This is a genomic window from Methylobacterium planeticum (genome assembly GCF_008806345.1).
Classification (GTDB): Bacteria; Pseudomonadota; Alphaproteobacteria; order Rhizobiales; family Beijerinckiaceae; genus Methylobacterium; species Methylobacterium planeticum.
Window position 1 is genome coordinate 112,397 of the sequence record NZ_VZZJ01000003.1, and the last position, 17,135, is coordinate 129,531.

Genomic DNA, 17,135 nt, shown 5'->3' on the forward strand with positions numbered 1-17,135 from the left:
GTCTGCCCGTCCTCAGACCGCCTTCTTCTCCAGCCGGTGCTCGATCTTGTGCGCGTCGAGGCCGGGCGCCACCAGCGGGGGCTCCGGCGGCGGCTCGGCGGAAATGTCGGCGCGCCGTTTCCAGGCCTCGGAGAGGCGGGAGCGCTCGTACAGGACGACGACGACCACCGAGAGGGCGAAGGGCAGCCAGAAGTAGAAGATCCGGAAGACCAGGAGCGCGGCGATCACTTGCGGGCGCGCCACCTCCGGCATCGCCAGGACGAAGATCAGCTCGAACACGCCGAGGCCACCCGGCGCGTGCGAGACGAGGGCCGCCGAGAACGAGGCGAGGAACACCGCCAGGACCACGAGGAAGCCGGGATTGCCGGCCTCGGGCAGCGCGAAGTAGATGATGCCCGCCGCGCCGAGGAGTTCGAGGGGCGCCGCGACGAGCTGCCGGCCCATGATGTTCGGGCGCGGATATTCGAGCTTGAAGGCGCGGATGTGCAGCGGCTTCAGGTGGAGGAGCGAGCCCACCACGTAGAGCCCCACCGCCCCGAGCAGCGCCAGGCCGAGCAGGAAGGCGGTCGTCGGGTTCGTCAGGAGGTTCGGGAGATGGCCTTCGAGGCGCGCCAGCAGGTCGGGCTTCAGCGCCAGCACGGCCCCGCCGAGGAGCAGGGTCCCGAGGCCGAAGGTGAAGGAGCACAGGGCCACCAGCACGGCGACCTGGGCGGCCGACAGCCCCTTGGCCGTGTAGGCTCGGTAGCGCACCACCGCGCCCGAGAAGACCGAGGCGCCGATATTGTGCGAGAGCGCGTAGGTGGTGAAGGAGCAGACCGAGACGAAGAACCAGGAGATGTGGCGCACGCCGAGATGCAGCAGCGCGATCCGGTCGTACCAGGCGAGGGCCGCGTAGGCGACGAGGGTCGAGAGACCGGCGAGCAGGAAGCGGTGCGAGGGGATCGCCGCGAGGCTCGTCTCGATGTCGGCGATCGAGATGTCCTTGAGCTCTCGGTAGAGGAGCCAGCCCGATACGATGAGTGCCCCGATCCCGATGATCGGCCAGATGAATTCGCTGATCTTCTTCATGGAAACCGGACGCACCCTTGGGCAGAGGGCCCCTGATGCGCCAGGATCGGACGCACCGCAAGCGAGGCCTCTCGGCGCCGCGGGGCGATGCGTGATGTCACCGGATCGTGACGGTTTCGTGCCGGCTCGGCCGAAAGCTCAGGCCCGCGCCCGGGACAGGCCGATCCCGTCCATGGCCGCCTGATCGCGCAGGGCCTCGGCGGCGCGCTCGGCGCTGCGCTCGCGATCCTCCAGGATCTCGACCTTCTTCAGCTCCTCGAAGGCCTCGCCGAGCTCGGCCTTGGCCTCGGCGAGCTGCCCCTCGAGGGCGGCGGCGGACTGGCGCATGTTGTCTCGGCGGCCGGCGGCGGCGCGGGCATAGGTCGGGTAGGCGAAATGGGCTGTGTCGGAGATGCCGGCGCGGCCTTCTTCCTGGGCAACCTCACGATCGAGCTCGGTGGCCATCCGGAGGAAGTCGGCCATCATCATCTCGATCTGGGTCACGCGCCGACGCTTCTCGTCGACCTGGAAGCGACGCAGACGGATCAGCGTGTCACGCGATTTCATGGGAACGCTCACTCCACGCAACGCCTAGGGGCATGCTCGGCGAAGACCGCCCGCAACGCCTCTCAGGGTCCGCCCACGATCTGGGCGAGCCGTGCGTAACCATCGCCGATGGAGGTTGCTTCTTCCTTACCCTGCCCCAGAAAAGCCTCAAGATCGGGCATGAGCGCCACGGCCTCGTCCACCTCCTGCGAGGAGCCGGCCCGGTAGGCGCCGAGGCGGATCAGCTCCTCCATGTCGGCGTAGGTGGAGAGCACCCGCCGCGCCCGGCGCACCACGGGGAGGAAGGCGGGATCGCAGGCGCGCGGCATGGTGCGGGAGACCGAGCGGAGCACGTTGATGGCGGGGTAACGCCCGCGCTCGGCGATCGAGCGCTCCATCACGATGTGCCCGTCGAGGATGCCCCGGACCGCGTCCGCCACGGGCTCGTTGTGGTCGTCGCCCTCGACCAGCACCGTGAACAGGGCCGAGATGGTCCCCTCCCCCACCCCGGGCCCGGCCCGCTCGAGGAGGCGCGGCAGCTCGCTGAACACGGTCGGGGTGTAGCCCTTGGCGGTGGGCGGCTCGCCGGCCGCCAGACCGATGTCGCGCTGAGCCATGGCGAAGCGCGTGATCGAGTCGATCATGCACAGGACCTTGGCGCCGGAATCGCGGAAGTGCTCGGCGAGCGCCAGGGTGACGTAGGCGGCGTTCCGGCGCATCAGGGCCGGCTCGTCGGAGGTCGCCACCACCACCACGGAGCGGGCGAGGCCCTCCGGCCCGAGATCGTCCTGCAGGAACTCCTGCACCTCGCGCCCGCGCTCCCCGACGAGCCCGATCACCGCGACATCCGCCGCGGTGTAGCGCGCCAGCATCGAGAGCAGGACCGACTTGCCGACGCCCGAGCCCGCGAAGATGCCCATGCGCTGGCCGGCGCACATGGTCAGGAAGGTGTTGATGCAGCGGATCCCGAGATCGAGGGGGCGGCCGACCCGGCGGCGCGCGTGGGCCGGGGGCGGGTCGGCGCGCAGGGGATAGATCTCGGGGCCGGGCGGCAGCGGCCCGAGGCCGTCCACGGGGCGGCCGAGGGCATCGACGACCCGGCCGAGCCAGGCGCTCGAGGGCCTGATGGCGCCCGCCGCCTCGTCGCGGACATAGGCCGGGCAGCCCCGGCGCACACCCTCGAGGGACCCGAACGGCATCGCGAGGGCCCGGTCGCCCTGGAAGCCGATGATCTCGCAGGGGATCAACCCGGAGCGCCCGGCCCCCTCGATGTCGAGGCGGCCGCCGAGGCGCATGGCGGCCACCGGTCCGGCGACCTCGACGAGGAGGCCCCGGATCGCCACGACGCGGCCGTAGGTCTCGAGTGATTCGATCCGCTCAAGGGCCGCCCGGGCGGCCGCGAGCGAGGCCCGCCCCGTTCCGCGCAGATCGTCGGTCATCCGCGCCCCCTTCACGCTTCGTTTACCTCCCTCCTTAACACTGAGTGCATCGGGCTTGTAGCGAGCCGTTCACATCTTGGATGAAGCGCGGGGCGCGGCATCCGACGCGCGAGCGGCCGTGACTTTCGGGTCACAGATCGCGCCGAACCGTGCAGGGCGAAGCACTTGGCCGGGGTTGTGGCCACGCTGAGGGAGAAGGGCGGCGATCGTCGCGAGACCACATCGCTGACGATTTTTCGTCCCGGAGAGCGTGAACACCAAACGGACGCTTGCAAGCGAGAATCAGGTTTTGTTAACGATTAACGAATAGCGTTTCACGTCAATGACGAGGGTGCGCCCGTCCACAGGCCGGTGGCGGGCGTATGGCGGGACGTGTCCGAACGCTGAAACGGCCGTGCTGGGCTGGGGACCGACGATGCGGGTACTTCTGATCGAGGACGACAGCGCCACGGCGCAGAGCATCGAGCTGATGCTCAAGTCCGAGAACTTCAACACCTACACCACCGATCTCGGTGAGGAGGGCGTCGATCTCGGCAAGCTCTACGATTACGACATCATCCTGCTCGACCTGAACCTGCCCGACATGTCGGGCTACGAGGTCCTGCGCAGCCTGCGCGTGGCCAAGGTCAAGACGCCGATCCTGATCCTGTCGGGCATGGCCGGCATCGAGGACAAGGTGAAGGGCCTCGGCTTCGGGGCCGACGACTACCTGACCAAGCCCTTCCACAAGGACGAGCTCGTCGCCCGCATCCACGCGATCGTGCGCCGCTCGAAGGGCCACGCCCAATCGGTCATCACCACCGGCGACCTGATCGTGAACCTCGACCAGAAGACCGTCGAGGTCTCGGGCTCGCGGGTCCATCTCACCGGCAAGGAGTACCAGATGCTGGAGCTCCTCAGCCTCCGGAAGGGCACGACCCTGACGAAGGAGATGTTCCTCAACCACCTCTACGGCGGCATGGACGAGCCCGAGCTGAAGATCATCGACGTCTTCATCTGCAAGCTGCGCAAGAAGCTCGCCAACGCCTCCTCGGGCAAGAACTACATCGAGACCGTCTGGGGCCGCGGCTACGTGCTGCGTGAGCCCGTGGACGGCGAGGAGCGGATCGCCGTCTGATCGCGGCAGACCCCCTCCCCTCACGAACAAGCCCCGCTTCGGCGGGGCTTTTTGTTTTTTCCGCACAGGGCGGCCGCCACGGACCGGTGCGCGGCCGGGCGGGTTCCCTCCTCCGGGAGCGCCGGTGCCGGCCGGCGGCCTTCGCTGCCCCCTTCCCGGAGCCCTCACCGGAGTCGGATCCGCAAACGGAAGACCCCGGCTTTCGGGGTGAGAGCCGGGGTCGGTCGGGAGTTGGTCGGGCCGGGGAAGCCCCGGGGCTCAGCGGAGGGCGGCGACGCGCAGGGGGCGCGGTGCGGTCGCGGCGGTGCGGGCGGAATCCGGGGGATGCCCGTAGAGGCCGCGATGGTCCGGGTTCGGCGCGAGGCGGTCGGTCAGGCCGATGACGGTCTCGGCGGCGCCGAGCAGCAGGGCCCCTTCCGGGGTCAGGCACGCGGCGAGCCGCGCCAGCACGTCCGCCTTCGTCGGCGCGTCGAAATAGATCAGCACGTTGCGGCAGTAGATGATGTCGAACGGCCCGAGCGCCTCGAACCCGTTCAGCAGGTTCAGCTGGCGGTAATCGACCATCGAGCGGATGCCCGGGGCGATGTGCCACTGCTCGCCGACCTGGGTGAAGTACTTGAGCAGCATTTGCACGGGCAGGCCGCGCTGCACCTCGAAGTGGCTGTAGAGGCCGAGCTTCGCCTTCTCGATCACCTCGGTCGAGAGATCGGTGGCCACGATGTCGACGTGCCAGCCCGCGAGGCGCGGCCCCGCCTCCCGCAGCAGCATCGCGAGCGAGTAGGGCTCCTGCCCGGTCGAGGACGCGGCGCACCAGATCCGGATGCGGCGCTGGCTCGCCCGGCGCGCGATCACCTGCGGCAGCAGAACGTCGCGGAACAGGTCGAAGGGCGCCCGGTCGCGGAAGAAGAACGTTTCGTTGGTGGTCATCGCCTCGATCACGGCGCGCTCGATGCCGGTATCGCGGGAGACCTTGAGGGCGCCCACGAGGTCGCGCAGCGTGGCGATCCCGAAGCGGCGGCAGACCGGGCCGAGCCGGCTCTCGACGAGGTAGCGCTTCTCCGCCGTCAGGGCGAGGCCGGATCGCTGCTTCAGGTAGGCGCGGAGGAAGTCGAAATCGAGGTCGGTCATGCGCTGAGACCCGTGATCAGGCTGCGCAGAGCCGGTCCGATGTCGGGGAGCGGCAGGATGGCCTGGGCGAGGCCCGCCTTCGCGACGCTGCCGGGCATGCCCCAGACCGTGCTGGTGGCCTCGTCCTGGGCCAAGACGGCACCGCCGGCCTCGACGAGAGCGCGGGCGCCGTTGGTCCCGTCGGAGCCCATGCCGGTGAGGATCACCGAGAGGGTCGCCGGGCCGAAGATCGCGGCGGCATCCTGGAACAGGACGTCGACCGCGGGCCGGCAGAAATTCACCGCCGGGCCGTCGTCGAGGCGGATCGCGAGGTCGCGCCCGGCCGCGCCGACGAGGCGCATGTGGCGTCCGCCCGGGGCGACGTAGATCCGGCCCGGCAGGACCGGCTCGTCCGTCTTGCCCTCGCCCGCCGGGATGCCCGTGCGGGCCCCGAGATGCTCGGCGAAGACCGCGGTGAAGACCGGCGGCATGTGCTGGACGATCAGGACCGGAATCTTGCGGAGCGTCGGCGCGCCGATCTTCTCCAGCACCTCGCCGACGGCGCGCGGGCCCCCGGTCGAGGATCCGATCAGGAGCACGCGGGGCGTCGTGGCGCTTCGGGCCTTCGGCCGCAGGACGAGGGGCGCGGCGGGCCGCGGCTGGGCCGGAGCGGGCGCGGCGGCGGCGCCCGGAGCGGCGGGCGCGGGGCCGCGCCGGCGGGCGCGCGCCGCGCCGAAGACCCGGACGCGCTCGACGAGTTCGGCCCGGAAGGCGTCCGAGGTGGTGACGCCGCGGTTGCTCTCGGGCTTCGGGAGGTAGTCGACGGCGCCGAGCGCTAGGCATTTCAGGGAGATGTCCGCGTTGCGCGTAGTCAGCGTCGACATCATGACGACCTGGAGGCCGGGCGAGCGGGCGAGCATCAGGGGCAGCGCCTGCGTGCCGTCGAGCTCCGGCATGTCGATGTCGAGGAGCACCACGTCGGGGTCGTGCCGGCCCATCATCTCGACGGCGATCCGGCCGTTGGCGGCGGTGCCGACGACGTTGTAGCCGGCCTCGCCGATCCAGCGGGCAACGAGGCCGCGCACCACCGCGGAATCGTCGGCGATGAGCACCTTGATGCGCCCGGCCGCGCCGGCGGCGGTCCCGGAGGCGGGTGGATTGGCGGTCGCTGCCAGCATGTGTCCTACGCCTCGAATACGCGTCACCGAACCGGCGCCGGCCCATCCGGGCCCATCGACGCCGCTCCCATCTGGGATTCTCCGGTCCCCTCCCGGCACGGCATCGGCCGGCGCGCGAAGGGACCGCATTCCTTATCGTCCCGGCCGGACGCGTGGGTGGCCGGATGTGGCGGCACCCGGCGCGACGCGGCGGGTGCGGGGTTCAGGCCGCGGTCGCCTCAGCCAGCCCGACCTGCTCGAGCTTGGCGGTGAGGATGTCGCGGTCGAAGGGCTTCATGATGTACTCGTCCGCCCCCGCGTGGAGGGCGCGGGCGATGGCGCCGACATCGTTCTCGGTGGTGCAGAACAAGACCTTCGGCTCCCCGCCCCCCGGCGCCTGACGGAGCGCCCGCAGGAAGGCGTAGCCGTCCATGTTCGGCATGTTCCAGTCGAGCAGGATGACGTCCGGCATCGCCGCGGAGCACTGCTCCATGGCCTTGGCGCCGTCCTCGGCCTCGCTCACGGCGAGGTCGAGGTTCTCCAGGATGCGGCGCGCGACCTTCCGGATCACGGCGGAATCGTCGACGATGAGGCAGGTCTTCATGGTGAGGCTCATGCGCTGGCGATCAGGCCGCACTGGCGCCGAGACGCCCGGCCCCGAAGGCCAGAAGCGAATCGACGTCGAGGATGACGAGGAGGCGTCCGTCGAGGCGGTGAACGCCGAGCGCGAGATCGCGCCAGCGCGCGTCGAGGTTGATCGGAACCGCCTCGTGGGTGTCGGCCCCGAGCTTGAGGACCTCGCCGACGCCGTCGACCACGAGGGCGAAGGTCTCGCCACCCTGCTCCAGGCCGATCGCCATCTTGTTGCCCTCGCCCTGAGCGGGCGCGAGGCCGAGGCGGCGGCGCAGGCAGAGCGCGGTGACGACCCGCCCGCGCAGGTTGAGGAGGCCGACGATCTCCGGCGGCGCGAGCGGCACCGGGGTGACGCCCGCCGGGATGAACACGTCGTGCACCCGGTTGATCGCCAGCCCGAACATCGTGTCGCCGACGAAGACGGTGACGAAATCGGAGGTGGTGCCCGCCTCCGCGGTGGCGTTGCTGTTGGCGGCCTGCATCATGGTGGGACTCCGGGGGATCGGGCGGTCAGGCGGCTTCGGCGAGGGTGACGGAGTTGATTTCGGCGAGGGCCGCGATCAGGCCGCTGCGATCGAACTTGGCGACGAGGTCGCTGATCGCGAGCGCGCGAGCCCGCTCCACGGCGTCGGCCCCGATCGAGCCCGACATCGCCACGACGGGAAGGCGTGCGAGGCGCGGGTCGGCGCCGCGCATGGCGGACACGAGGTCGAAGCCGCTGCGGCCGGGCATCTCGAGATCGGTGACGACCACGTCGATGCGGGGGTTGGACTGGAGCACGGCAAGGGCCTGCTCGGTGCTCGCGGCCGCGATCACCGCGTAGCCCGCGGCCTTGAGGACCGGGGTCAGCATGTCGCGGAAGAACGCGGAATCGTCGACGAGGAGCAGCGTGGCGCTGCGCTTATCGGCCTTGCGCGGCCCCCGCGCCCAGTCGTCGTAGGCGAGGGGCAGGAAGTGGGCGATGTTGATGATGTCGGTGGCGCGCCCGCGCAGGACCGCCGAGCCGATCAGGTCCGAGCGCTCGGCCGTGATCTCGATGTCGAGCCGATCCTCGACGATGTCGACGATCTCGTCGACCACGAGGCCCATGGCGCGCTCGCCGTCCGAGAACACCACAAGGGCCTGGGTGCCCTCGGAACGGATGGTGATTGCCTCGTCGGCCGGCACCAGCGGCATCAGGCGGCCGCGGTACTGAATGAGGGGGCGCCCGCCGAGCCACTCGATCTTGGAGGCGTCGATCTCCTCGAGGCGGGTGACGAGGGAGAGCGGCACCGCCTTGTAGGTGTTGTTGCCGCCCTTGAAGACCAGCAGCGTCGCCTTGGCGTCGGCTGTCTCGGTCTCCTCGACCTCGGCATCGATCGGGATCGCGCCGGTCTGCGAGCCCTGGCTGACTTGGCGCGCGACGCCGTTCGGATCGACGATGAGGACCACCGCTCCGTCGCCCAGGATGGTGTTGCCGGCAAACAGCGGGATGTGGCGCAGCTTCGAGGACATCGGCTTCACGACGATCTCCTCCGTGTGGAAGACCTCGTCGACGAGGATGCCGAAGCGCTGGCGCCCGACCTGGGCCACGACCACGAAGCCGGTCTCGGCCTCGGTGCCGTTGTCCTGGCCGAGGAGGCCCGTGAGGGTGACGATCGGCAGCAGCCGCTCGCGCAGCCGCAGCACCGGCGAGCCGTTGATGCGCTCGACGCGCTGGCCCGTGGTCTTGTCCACCCGCACCAGCTCCAGCACCGCGACCTGCGGCACCGCGAAGCGGTGGTCGCCGGCCTTGACGATCAGGGCGGCGACGATCGCGAGGGTGAGCGGGATCTTGATGGTGAAGGTGGTGCCGCGGCCGAGCTGCGTGTTGATGTCGATGACGCCGCCGATGGTCTCGATGTTGGTCTTGACCACGTCCATGCCGACGCCGCGGCCGGAGACCGAGGTCACCGCCTTGGCGGTCGAGAAGCCGGCGTGGAAGATGAACTTGGCGACCTGCGCGTCGGTCATCTTCTCGATGTCGGCCTGGCTCGCCACGCCCCGCTCCACCGCCTTGCGGCGGATGGCGGAGAGGTCGAGGCCCTTGCCGTCGTCCGAGATCTCGATCGTGATCGTGCCGCCCTCGTGGTAGGCGGCGAGCCGGATCGTGCCCCGGGCCGGCTTGCCCGCGGCCTTGCGCTCGGCAGTCGACTCGATGCCGTGGTCGGCCGAGTTGCGGACCATGTGGGTGAGCGGGTCCTTGATGACCTCGAGCACCTGGCGGTCGAGCTCGGTCTCGGCCCCCTGCATGACCAGCTCGATCTGCTTGCCGAGTTCCGAGGAGAGGTCGCGCACCACGCGCGGCAGCTTCTGCCAGGCGTTGCCGATCGGCTGCATGCGCGTCTTCATGACGCCTTCCTGCAGCTCGGCCGTGACGTGGCTGAGGCGCTGCAGCGGCACCTTGTAGCTTGTGTCGTCGTGACGGCGGGCGATCTCGAGCAGCTGGTTGCGGGTCAGCACCAGCTCGGACACCATCGTCATCAGGTGCTCGAGGGTGTCGACGTTCACCCGGATGGTCTGGACCTTGGCGATGCTGCCCTCGCCCTCGGAGGCCGGCGCATCGGCGGCCTTGGCGGCGGGAGCGGCGGCCGGGGGCGCGGGCTCCGGCATCGCGACGGGTTCCGGCTTCGCCACCGGAGCCGGCGCCGCGACGGCGGCCGGCAGGGCTGCGGGGGCCGGCATGGGCGGGGCTTCCGCCATCATCTCCTCGGGGCCGGGCGCGGCCAGGAAGGCGGCCTCGAGGTCCTCGAGCGACACCTCGCCGGGCTTCAGCTCGCGGGAGACGGGCTCGGGCAGGGTGATGAGCGGCGGCGGGGCGGGCGCTGCCGCGATCGGGGCGGAGGCCATGTGCTCGAGGGCGCCGATGAGGTCGTCGTCGGAGCCCGCCGGCTCGGAGCCCGTGGCTTCGAGGTCCGCCAGGATCGCCTTGAGGCGGTCGAGGGTCGACAGGATCAGGGTGACGGAGGGACCGCTCACCGGAAGCCCGTCGCGGAAGCGCCCCATCAGGGTCTCGGCGGCGTGCGCCAGCGCCTCCAGGCGCGGCAGCCCGAGGAAGCCGCAGGTGCCCTTGATGGTGTGGACGAGGCGGAAGATGTTGCGCAGGATCTGCTGGTTGTTTGGTTCCTGCTCGAACCGGACCAGCTCGGTATCGACAGTGTCGAGATGCTCACTGCTCTCGGTCAGGAACTCACGCAGCAAGTCGTCCATGACAGGTTCTCGGTCCAGATCCGCACAAAGTCCGTGCTGATCCAACCTTGAACGGGATGGGTTAGGGAACCGTTGCCGGCCGATACTCCCGAACCTGAAAATCCGGGAATATCGAGAGCGTTTCCACGTGTTTACCAGACCGGGCGCTGGGCGATTTCAGCCCGCACGCGATCCTGCACGGACAACGTCCGACCGCCGCGCCGACCCCGCCCGCCTGCGGAGGAGCCGCCGGGCCGGCTGGCCCGGGCCCCGCCGCACGGCGTGAACGAAATCGGCTCAGCCGACGGCCGGGGCCTGCCCGGACAGCGGTCCTTCGAGCTTCAGGCGAGCGCGGTGTCGCTCGGCTCGCTGTCGGAGGGACGGGCGTCCTCTGTCGTCGCCGGGGCAGCTCCTGGCGCCGCCGGCTCGGCCGCGGCGGCGGTGGGCTCCGCCCGGATCGTCACCTCGTCGCCCTCGATCGAGAAGCGCACGTCCATGGCGGCGGCGCGGGCGACCAAGCCCGCATAGTAGGCCAGGATCCCGTGGGCGTCGACGGAGCCGCTCTCGGGCGTGCCGGCGAGCAGGTCCTCGACGTGGGACGGGATGCGGGCGTGCGAGCCCTTGGACTTCAGGACGAGGAGCGGGGCATCGCCGTCGCCGCTCACCTTCACGTCGATCAGGCCCCCGCGCGGGATCGCGCTCGTGGCGATCATCACCAGGTTGAGCAGGAGCTTGACCTTGTTCTTCGGGAACAGGGCCTGGGGCGCGCTCCAGGTCAGCTGGGTCTTCTCGTCGGAGAACATGCCGCGCGAGACCTTCTCGGCATCGGCGAGGTCGATCGAGGCGCCGGCCGATCCCGCGGCCCCGAAGGCGATGCGGGCGAATTGCAGGCGGGCCGAGGCCTGACGCGCGCTCTTGCGGATCAGGTCGAGGGCGAATTCGCGCATGGAGGCGTCGTTGTCGTCCTCCAGCACCTCGAGTCCGTTCACGATCGCGCCCACCGGGCTGATCACGTCGTGGCAGACGCGGGAGCACAGCAGGGCGGAGAGATCGAGGGCGTCGAGGTTCACGGTGGTCATGGCGCGCTCCGCGCGAGGTTCATCGGAGATAGCTGTGGCCGCATCCGCGACGGCCGCTCCGGCACGGATAGACGCCGCGTCCTGCTTTGAAAAGCTTTCGGGACCGTTCCGTGTCCGGGTCGACAATCCCGGAGGCCTCGGGCATGACGACCGGATGACACTCTCGGAGACGCAGCGCGATCGCATCGCCGCGACCCTGGCGGGGATCGCCTGCGAGGCCGGAGAGATCCTGCGCGCCCACCATGGCGGCGATTGCCCGCACGTCATCAAGCCCGACGGATCACCCTCCAGCGTGGCCGACCTGCAGGCCGAGCAGCTGATCCTCTCGGCCCTCGCCCAGGCCTGCCCGGGCATCCCGGTCGTGGCCGAGGAGACCTGCCACAACGTGCCGCCGGCCGACCTGTTCTTCCTGGTCGATCCCCTCGACGGCACGCGCGACTTCCTGGCCGGCAATCCGGAATACTCGGTCAATATCGGGCTGGTGGAGGGCAACCGCCCGGTCGCGGCGGCCCTCGCGGCCCCCGGTGTCGCCCGGGTCTGGTTTGCCGGCACGAGCGCCTTCGAGGCGCCGATCCGGGCGGGCCGCGTCGAGGCCGCCCACCCCATCCATGCCCGCCAGGCGCCGCCCGCGGGCCTCGTCGCCCTGGTCAGCCGCCGGCACGGCGACAGCGAGACCGAGGCCTGTCTCGCCGGCCTGCCGATCGAGTCGCGCCGCGGCGCGGCCTCGGCCCTGAAGTTCTGCCTGATCGCCTCCGGCGAGGCCGACATCTACGTGCGCTGCGGCCCGACCATGGAGTGGGATACCGCGGCGGGCGACCACGTACTGACGGTCGCGGGAGGCTGCGTCGTGGCACCGACCGGCCGGCCGATGGTCTACGGGCGCCACGCCCTTTCCTACCGCAACGGCCCCTTCGCGGCGCTCGGCGACCCGGCCTACCTCGATCGCCTCGACCTGCCGGACCGGGGGCCGCTGATGCGCCCGCAGGGCGAGGTGCTCGCGGAGTTGCACCCGGCCGTCAATCCGGAGCCGTCGCCTCGGTGAGGGTGCGCAGGTCCGGCCAGCGGGCCTCGGCCCGCCCCGCGAGGTCCGGCCCGGCGAGCGCCCGCCGCTCCGGATCCCGGAACAGGTAGAGCCGCTCGCCGATCAGCGCGAACACGAGCGGGTCGGCATCGACGAGCCGGCCCTCGACCATCCCGACCGGATCGTAGCCGCCGAGGCGCGGCGCGTAGGTCTCGGGATCGCGCCGGAAGGCTTCCCGGTTCGCCGCGCTGGCGAACCGCCAGACCCGCCCGCGCCACGACAGCTCGTAGGCGGCCCGGCCGGAGGTCGGCCCGCCGGGCAGGAAGTAGCTGACGGCGTCGAAGCCGCGCAGGGCCAGGAGATCGGCGGCGGGCAGCGTGTCGCGTCTGGCTCCGGGCCGAACGGCATCGGGCGGGCCCTGCGCCTCGGCGCGGGACGCCGACGGGAGCGGCCCAGGAGCGGTGCCGAGCACGAATCCGGCGAAGAGCGCGAGCGCGGGCGCCATCCGGATGCGTTGTCGAAGCGTTAACCACATCTTGCGAAAGTCCGTGTCAGGCTCGCCGAATCGCCGTCGCGGCGGGGCCGGACCGGCGAGGCCGCCTTCGAGCGCACCGCCGGCCGCAATGCAATCCCGGGACCCCGCAGACCGCGCGGCTCGGGCCCGGGATGCGGTGTCCGGGAACCGGATGCCGCCGCCGCGCCGGGACGCGGCCCACACGTCGCCCGGGCGCAGGGCCCGGACGGACCGCACGATCGCCTCGGAGAGCCCGACGCGGGCGAGGAGGAACGATGTCGAGGATTCAAGGTCCCCACCACCGCGCCGCAGCCCGGCGCCGCACTGTCCCGGCCGCCCTTGCGGCCGTACTCGCCCTCGCGGCGATGCTCGCCTTCGGCGGCGTCGGCGCGACGCTGGCGCGCCCCGGCGACGATCCGGGCAACCCGGATTCGTTCCGGCCCTCGGAGATCGTCGATTCCGGCCACCGCTTCTTCGGCTCGGTCTCCCGCGGCCTCGCCCTCACGGTGCAGGAGGCAACCCGGCGCTGGGGCGAGCCCAACGGCTACATCCTGGGGCAGGAAGCCTCCGGCGCGATCGTGGGCGGCCTGCGCTACGGCGAGGGGACCCTCTACACGCGCAACGCCGGCCAGCGGCGCGTCTACTGGCAGGGGCCGACCCTCGGCTTCGACGTCGGCGGCGAGGGCGCCCGCACGATGATGCTCGTCTACAACCTGTCCGCGGTCGAGGATCTGTACCGGCGCTTCGGCGGGGTCGACGGCTCGGCCTACCTCATCGGAGGCTTCGGCATGACGGCGGCGACCGCCGAGGGCATCGTCGTGGTGCCGATCCGGACCGGCGTGGGAGCGCGGCTCGGGATCAATATCGGCTACCTCAAATTCACCAGCCGCCCGACCTGGAACCCCTTCTGAGCCGGGCCGGCCCGGGCCGGCCGGGGCGCAAAATTTGCCCGCGAGCCCCGAAGATGGGCTAATGACGGGATCCGGCCGGAAGCGGTGCCGCGCGAGCGGACCCGTCCGGCCCCGTCCCGTCAGGCTCAACGGATGAGCGTGCCCGCGTGATCGAAACCTTCATGATCTTCGCCCTCGGCTTCCTGGCCGCGAGCCTGGTCGCCCTGTTGATCCTGCCGGCCGTGAACAAGCGCGCGGCGCGGCTCGCCCGTCGGCGGGTGGAGGCGATGTTCCCGCTCTCGTACACGGAGATCGCGGCGGAGAAGGATTTCCTGCGCGCGCAGTTCGCCGTGCAGCAGCGCCGGCTCGAGCGGAAGGTCGAGGCGACGCTGGCCAAACGCCACGCCGACCTCGCCGAGATCGGCGCCCGCAGCATGGAGATCGCGGCACTCGCCCGCGACGTCGAGACGCGGGACGGGACGCTCGCCGAGCGCGCCCGCGAGACCGCCTTCGTGCAGGCGACCCTGGTGCGGGTCGAGGACGAGCTCGGCGTCGCCCGCGAGGAGGGCGTGGCGGGGCTCGCCACCCTTCGGGCGCTGGAGGAGGCGCACGGCGACATGCTCGAGACCCTGGTCACCACCCGCCGCGAGCGCGATGCCGCCCGGCTCTCCGTCAGCGCGACGGAGCCCGTCGCCCTCTCCGCGCAGCACGCGTCCCTGGTGGCCGAGCGCGAGGCCCTGCGCGCCAGCCTCGCGGCCGCCGAGGACGCGCTCGCCCAGGCGCTGACGAACCGGGGCGAGGATCTGCATCGCGAGAACGCCGAGCTGCGCCACCGCATCACCGAGGTCGCGGACGCGCTGACCCGGCGCGAGCGCCTGCCCGCCGTCGATGCCTACGCGCTCCAGGCGAGGAACTGAGGAACCGCGCGCCGCCGATCGGAAACCGCCCGGGATGGGCCCGCGCCGCGGACGCGTTCGAATCGCGCGTTCACCGCACCCTCACGTCCGGTATGCCTTGTTTCGACCACGCAAAGGCATCATCCGGGCACCATTCTCCCTTCACAGAAGACGGAACGACACTCCATGGCTCTGAAGCTGACGTCCCTTGGCCTTGCGCTCGGCATCGCCGCGTCGCTCGCTGCCCCGGCCTTCGCCGACCCGGCGCCCCAGACCAAGCGGGGCAACGAGACCCTGAAGAAGTACTGCACGGGCGATTACCTCACCTATTGCGGTAACCTCTCGCCCGACGATCCGGCCATGGATGCGTGCTTCGAGAAGAACTGGCAGAAGCTCTCCGAGAATTGCCGCCGGGCGATCGACGCCTACCAGGCGACTCCGGGCCGCAAGAAGGGCTGAGGAGGACGCATCGCGGCGGGTGCGCAGCTTGGCTGTTGCGCGCCTGCGCTCGCCTCGGCTATCGGCAGTCGCTAAGGTGGAGCGCCCGTCACGGGCACCCCGAATGCGTGCCGGACCCGCGTCGATGCAGCTTTCCCGATCCCTGAAGCTCCTCGCCGCGGCCGGCCTCGTCGCTCTGGCGGTCTCGGCCTGCGGGCGGCGCGGCTCCCTCGAGCCGCCCGACGCCCGCGCCGACGCGGCCCCGCGGGCGGGAACCTCCTCGCCCGCGAGCGCGCGCTCCCTGCCGAGCAGCGTCGGCCTCGGTCTCGGTGCGCCGACGCCGGACCCGGCCGCCGTCCAGGCCGGCGACGAGCTGCCCCTCTCGGCCATCCCGCCCTCCGGCACCGACGCGCCGGTGCAGACCGAGCGCGGGGCCAAGCGCGGCTACACCGTGCCGAAGAAGCCCTTCCTCCTCGATCCGATCCTGTAGGGCGCCAGCCGTCAGCCGATGCACCATTTCCAATACCGCGACGGCCGCCTGCACGCCGAGGACGTCGACCTGACGCGCCTCGCCGACGAGGTCGGCACGCCGTTCTACTGCTACTCCACCGCCACCCTCGAGCGGCATTACCGCGTCTTCGCCGAGGCCTTCGCGGGGGACGAGGCCCTCGTGTGCTTCGCCATGAAGGCGAACGCGAACCAGGCGGTGCTGCGCACCCTCGCGCGCCAGGGCGCCGGCATGGACATCGTCTCGGAGGGCGAGTTGCGGCGCGCCCTCGCGGCGGGCGTCGCGGCGCAGCGCATCGTCTTCTCAGGGGTCGGCAAGACCCGCGAGGAGATGGCCGCCGCGCTGAAGGCCGGGATCTTCTGCTTCAACGTCGAGAGCGAGCCCGAGCTCGTCGTGCTGTCGGAGGTGGCGCAGAGCCTCGGGCTGGTCGCCCCCGTCTCGATCCGGGTCAACCCGGACGTCGATGCCGGCACCCATGCCAAGATCTCGACCGGCAAGTACGAGAACAAGTTCGGCATCCCGATCACCCGGGCACCCGCCGTCTACGCGCAGGCCGCCACCCTGCCGGGCCTCAAGGTCTCGGGGGTCGACATGCATATCGGCAGCCAGATCACGGACCTCGCGCCCTTCGACAGCGCCGCTCGGCTGCTCGCCGGCCTCGCCCGCGACCTCCTGGCGGAGGGGCATGAGCTCCACCACATCGATTTCGGCGGCGGCCTCGGCATTCCCTATCGGGACGACAACGCGCCCCCGCCCGACCCGGTGGCGCTCGCCGCCGTGCTGCGCCCGCATTTCCGGCCCCTGAACCTGCGGCCGGTCTTCGAGATCGGCCGGATGATCGCCGGCAATGCCGGCATCCTCGTCACCCGGGTGATCTTCGTGAAGCACTCGGAGGGGCGCACCTTCGTGATCGTCGACGGGGCGATGAACGACCTGATCCGCCCGACGCTGTACGAGGCCTATCACGGCCTGCGCCCGGTGGCGGAGCCCGGCGCGGAGACCCCCCGCATCGTCGCGGACGTGGTCGGGCCGGTCTGCGAGACCGGCGACTACCTGGCGCTCAACCGCGAAATGCCGGAGGTCGCGCCCGGCGACCTCATCGCGGTGATGACGGCGGGCGCCTACGGCGCGGTCCAGGCCGGCACCTACAACACCCGCCGCCTCGTGCCCGAGGTGCTGGTGCGCGGCAGCGATGCGGCGGTGGTGCGCCCGCGCCAGACCTACGAGGAGCTGATCGGCCTCGACCGGGTGCCCGCCTGGCTCGACTAGCCGCCGGCGGCAGTGCCCGCGAGCGCGGCGCCGGGCCTGTCGTGGCTGCCCGGGCGCTCGACGCGGGTCCGGCTCGCCGCGTGGCGACCGACGATCTCGACCGCGCGGCCCTGGTGGCGGAACCTCGGGACGACCCGGTCGGGGGCGTTCACCGCGGTCAGGTCCCGGAACTGGGCCTTCGTCACCCTGTCGTTCCGGAGGGGCCTTGCGCCCGATGGGCCGCGCCGGTCGTCCGGAGCAAGCAGCCCGCCGCGCGGGGCACCCGCG

Annotated in this window: 18 protein-coding genes; 7 read left to right on the forward strand and 11 right to left on the reverse strand. The window is 71.3% G+C overall.

Going from position 1 to position 17,135, the window contains the following annotated elements:
* Window positions 1-12: 12 nt before the first annotated feature.
* The 3 genes from F6X51_RS04260 to fliI form a co-directional block, all read right to left on the reverse strand.
* Window positions 13-1,068 carry a lysylphosphatidylglycerol synthase domain-containing protein gene (locus F6X51_RS04260; RefSeq protein ID WP_150961981.1) on the reverse strand — a complete coding sequence of 352 codons (1,056 nt, stop codon included), beginning with the start codon at window positions 1,066-1,068 and terminating at the stop codon, window positions 13-15.
* Between the two features lie 138 nt (window positions 1,069-1,206).
* Entirely contained in the window at window positions 1,207-1,614 is a 408-nt protein-coding gene (gene fliJ / locus F6X51_RS04265; RefSeq protein ID WP_150961982.1) for a flagellar export protein FliJ, read from the reverse strand.
* A gap of 62 nt (window positions 1,615-1,676) precedes the next feature.
* Window positions 1,677-3,032 (reverse strand): flagellar protein export ATPase FliI, encoded by a 1,356-nt coding sequence (gene fliI / locus F6X51_RS04270; RefSeq protein WP_150961983.1) that lies wholly within the window; start codon window positions 3,030-3,032, stop codon window positions 1,677-1,679.
* Window positions 3,033-3,447: 415 nt separating this feature from the next.
* Here fliI and ctrA point away from each other — a divergent pair, with 415 nt between their 5' ends.
* The gene (gene ctrA / locus F6X51_RS04275) at window positions 3,448-4,149 is read left to right on the forward strand and encodes a response regulator transcription factor CtrA (protein WP_150961984.1); all 702 of its coding nucleotides are present in this window, start codon (window positions 3,448-3,450) and stop codon (window positions 4,147-4,149) included.
* Window positions 4,150-4,407: 258 nt separating this feature from the next.
* Here ctrA and F6X51_RS04280 read toward each other — a convergent pair whose 3' ends face one another.
* From F6X51_RS04280 to chpT, 6 genes are all read right to left on the reverse strand, one after another.
* Complete coding sequence (locus F6X51_RS04280) at window positions 4,408-5,277, reverse strand: CheR family methyltransferase (protein ID WP_150961985.1); 870 nt, start codon at window positions 5,275-5,277, stop codon at window positions 4,408-4,410.
* On the reverse strand, window positions 5,274-6,434 hold the full coding sequence (locus F6X51_RS04285; protein WP_150961986.1) for a protein-glutamate methylesterase/protein-glutamine glutaminase: 1,161 nt from the start codon (window positions 6,432-6,434) through the stop codon (window positions 5,274-5,276). The genes F6X51_RS04280 and F6X51_RS04285 overlap by 4 nt, the downstream gene beginning before the upstream one ends.
* A 202-nt stretch (window positions 6,435-6,636) precedes the next feature.
* On the reverse strand, window positions 6,637-7,017 hold the full coding sequence (locus F6X51_RS04290; protein ID WP_150962225.1) for a response regulator: 381 nt from the start codon (window positions 7,015-7,017) through the stop codon (window positions 6,637-6,639).
* A gap of 22 nt (window positions 7,018-7,039) precedes the next feature.
* Window positions 7,040-7,528, reverse strand: coding sequence for a chemotaxis protein CheW (locus F6X51_RS04295; RefSeq protein ID WP_191970021.1), 489 nt, complete (start codon window positions 7,526-7,528; stop codon window positions 7,040-7,042).
* A 28-nt stretch (window positions 7,529-7,556) separates the two neighbouring features.
* On the reverse strand, window positions 7,557-10,274 hold the full coding sequence (locus tag F6X51_RS04300) for a hybrid sensor histidine kinase/response regulator (protein WP_150961988.1): 2,718 nt from the start codon (window positions 10,272-10,274) through the stop codon (window positions 7,557-7,559).
* 320 nt (window positions 10,275-10,594) lie between these two features.
* Window positions 10,595-11,332 (reverse strand): histidine phosphotransferase ChpT, encoded by a 738-nt coding sequence (gene chpT, locus F6X51_RS04305; RefSeq protein ID WP_150961989.1) that lies wholly within the window; start codon window positions 11,330-11,332, stop codon window positions 10,595-10,597.
* Window positions 11,333-11,486: 154 nt separating this feature from the next.
* Between chpT and F6X51_RS04310 the strand changes: the two genes are divergently transcribed.
* On the forward strand, window positions 11,487-12,374 hold the full coding sequence (locus tag F6X51_RS04310; protein WP_150961990.1) for a 3'(2'),5'-bisphosphate nucleotidase CysQ family protein: 888 nt from the start codon (window positions 11,487-11,489) through the stop codon (window positions 12,372-12,374).
* Here the strand turns inward: F6X51_RS04310 and F6X51_RS04315 are convergent.
* Entirely contained in the window at window positions 12,349-12,858 is a 510-nt protein-coding gene (locus F6X51_RS04315) for a YHS domain-containing (seleno)protein (RefSeq protein WP_246696618.1), read from the reverse strand. The two genes, F6X51_RS04310 and F6X51_RS04315, sit on opposite strands and share 26 nt — an antisense overlap.
* 374 nt (window positions 12,859-13,232) lie before the next feature.
* Here F6X51_RS04315 and F6X51_RS04320 point away from each other — a divergent pair, with 374 nt between their 5' ends.
* The 5 genes from F6X51_RS04320 (at window position 13,233) to lysA (ending at window position 16,868) form a co-directional block, all read left to right on the forward strand.
* A complete protein-coding gene (locus F6X51_RS04320; protein ID WP_246696635.1) occupies window positions 13,233-13,778 on the forward strand; it encodes a DUF1134 domain-containing protein in 546 nt (181 codons plus the stop codon).
* Window positions 13,779-13,924: 146 nt separating this feature from the next.
* A complete protein-coding gene (locus F6X51_RS04325) occupies window positions 13,925-14,674 on the forward strand; it encodes a hypothetical protein (RefSeq protein WP_246696619.1) in 750 nt (249 codons plus the stop codon).
* Between the two features lie 165 nt (window positions 14,675-14,839).
* A complete protein-coding gene (locus tag F6X51_RS04330; protein WP_150961992.1) occupies window positions 14,840-15,112 on the forward strand; it encodes a 3',5'-cyclic-nucleotide phosphodiesterase in 273 nt (90 codons plus the stop codon).
* Window positions 15,113-15,236: 124 nt separating this feature from the next.
* Window positions 15,237-15,581, forward strand: a complete 345-nt coding sequence (lptM, locus tag F6X51_RS04335; protein ID WP_150961993.1) for an LPS translocon maturation chaperone LptM — start codon at window positions 15,237-15,239, stop codon at window positions 15,579-15,581.
* Between the two features lie 18 nt (window positions 15,582-15,599).
* Window positions 15,600-16,868 carry a diaminopimelate decarboxylase gene (gene lysA, locus F6X51_RS04340; RefSeq protein ID WP_150961994.1) on the forward strand — a complete coding sequence of 423 codons (1,269 nt, stop codon included), beginning with the start codon at window positions 15,600-15,602 and terminating at the stop codon, window positions 16,866-16,868.
* Here lysA and F6X51_RS04345 read toward each other — a convergent pair.
* Window positions 16,865-17,053: a hypothetical protein gene (locus F6X51_RS04345; protein ID WP_150961995.1), complete on the reverse strand. Its 189-nt coding sequence runs from the start codon at window positions 17,051-17,053 to the stop codon at window positions 16,865-16,867. The genes lysA and F6X51_RS04345 overlap by 4 nt on opposite strands.
* Between the last annotated feature and the right edge of the window lie 82 nt (window positions 17,054-17,135).

Excerpts from the sequence above, each read along its gene's own strand:
- F6X51_RS04260 (WP_150961981.1), bottom strand. The coding sequence starts at position 1,068 with ATGAAGAAGATCAGCGAATTCATCTGGCCGATCATCGGGATCGGGGCA.
- fliJ (WP_150961982.1), bottom strand. The coding sequence starts at position 1,614 with ATGAAATCGCGTGACACGCTGATCCGTCTGCGTCGCTTCCAGGTCGAC.
- fliI (WP_150961983.1), bottom strand. The coding sequence starts at position 3,032 with ATGACCGACGATCTGCGCGGAACGGGGCGGGCCTCGCTCGCGGCCGCC.
- ctrA (WP_150961984.1), top strand. The coding sequence starts at position 3,448 with ATGCGGGTACTTCTGATCGAGGACGACAGCGCCACGGCGCAGAGCATC.
- F6X51_RS04280 (WP_150961985.1), bottom strand. The coding sequence starts at position 5,277 with ATGACCGACCTCGATTTCGACTTCCTCCGCGCCTACCTGAAGCAGCGA.
- F6X51_RS04285 (WP_150961986.1), bottom strand. The coding sequence starts at position 6,434 with ATGCTGGCAGCGACCGCCAATCCACCCGCCTCCGGGACCGCCGCCGGC.
- F6X51_RS04290 (WP_150962225.1), bottom strand. The coding sequence starts at position 7,017 with ATGAAGACCTGCCTCATCGTCGACGATTCCGCCGTGATCCGGAAGGTC.
- F6X51_RS04295 (WP_191970021.1), bottom strand. The coding sequence starts at position 7,528 with ATGCAGGCCGCCAACAGCAACGCCACCGCGGAGGCGGGCACCACCTCC.
- F6X51_RS04300 (WP_150961988.1), bottom strand. The coding sequence starts at position 10,274 with ATGGACGACTTGCTGCGTGAGTTCCTGACCGAGAGCAGTGAGCATCTC.
- chpT (WP_150961989.1), bottom strand. The coding sequence starts at position 11,332 with ATGACCACCGTGAACCTCGACGCCCTCGATCTCTCCGCCCTGCTGTGC.
- F6X51_RS04310 (WP_150961990.1), top strand. The coding sequence starts at position 11,487 with ATGACACTCTCGGAGACGCAGCGCGATCGCATCGCCGCGACCCTGGCG.
- F6X51_RS04315 (WP_246696618.1), bottom strand. The coding sequence starts at position 12,858 with ATGGCGCCCGCGCTCGCGCTCTTCGCCGGATTCGTGCTCGGCACCGCT.
- F6X51_RS04320 (WP_246696635.1), top strand. The coding sequence starts at position 13,233 with ATGCTCGCCTTCGGCGGCGTCGGCGCGACGCTGGCGCGCCCCGGCGAC.
- F6X51_RS04330 (WP_150961992.1), top strand. The coding sequence starts at position 14,840 with ATGGCTCTGAAGCTGACGTCCCTTGGCCTTGCGCTCGGCATCGCCGCG.
- lptM (WP_150961993.1), top strand. The coding sequence starts at position 15,237 with ATGCAGCTTTCCCGATCCCTGAAGCTCCTCGCCGCGGCCGGCCTCGTC.
- lysA (WP_150961994.1), top strand. The coding sequence starts at position 15,600 with ATGCACCATTTCCAATACCGCGACGGCCGCCTGCACGCCGAGGACGTC.